1 protein-coding gene is annotated in these 648 nt (G+C 74.1%); it reads right to left on the bottom strand.

Annotation, left to right across the window (positions count from 1 at the left end; translation table 11 throughout):
• On the bottom strand, positions 1 to 571 hold a 571-nt coding region (locus CAE01nite_RS17935; protein WP_146906913.1), incomplete at its 3' end, for a glycosyltransferase family protein.
• Positions 572 to 648: the final 77 nt, after the last annotated feature.

The following is a 648-nucleotide window of genomic DNA, read 5'->3' as shown; positions in this document are numbered from 1 at the left end:
CCCCACGCTGCCTCGTGATCCCCCGGTGCAACGACGGGCCACCGGTGAACACCACGTCCGCCTCGGCCAGCAGACGGCGCTGCCCGAGGACCAGACCCTGCGGGGCGTCCTTGAACGACGCCAGGTCGTCCATCACGTCGTAGACGAGCAGGTCACCGTCGAGGCTCTGCGCCAGCTCCATGGCCATCGGCGTGTAGACCCAGACGTCCCGGGCCGCGCGGCCGGCGCGCTCCAGCTCGGCGAGCAGCAGCCGGCTGTAGTCCGCGGCCGCCGGCTCCTCGAAGCCGTGGTCCAGCGGGTGGTGCACGCTGCGCGGGGTGTGCCCGGGGTCGGCGGGCAGCTCCAGCCAGACACGGGTGAGGCCGTCGACCTGCTCCGTCCCGAGCCGGGGGGAGTCGACGTCGGCGGTGATCGGCTCCTCGACGAACCACGTCCGCGCGCCGTGCGCCGTGCGTTGCGTGGCGAGGCGGGACATCAGGTGCTGCGGGCGCTGCCACACCCACGGCCATCGCAGGTGCGACAGGACGACGAGGTCGGGCAGCGTGGGCGCTGCGGCAGGGGTGGGTGTCATGACGGGCTCCCTCGTGTCGTGCGGTGCAGCGGTGGACGGGACGTCGGTGCGCAGGGCGGGGACGGCCTCGGACGGCC

The sequence above is a fragment of the Cellulomonas aerilata genome (assembly GCF_007991755.1).
GTDB classification, from domain to species: domain Bacteria; phylum Actinomycetota; class Actinomycetes; order Actinomycetales; family Cellulomonadaceae; genus Pengzhenrongella; species Pengzhenrongella aerilata.
Note: the sequence above shows the minus strand (reverse complement) of the source record. Positions and strands in the feature narration are given on the sequence as shown.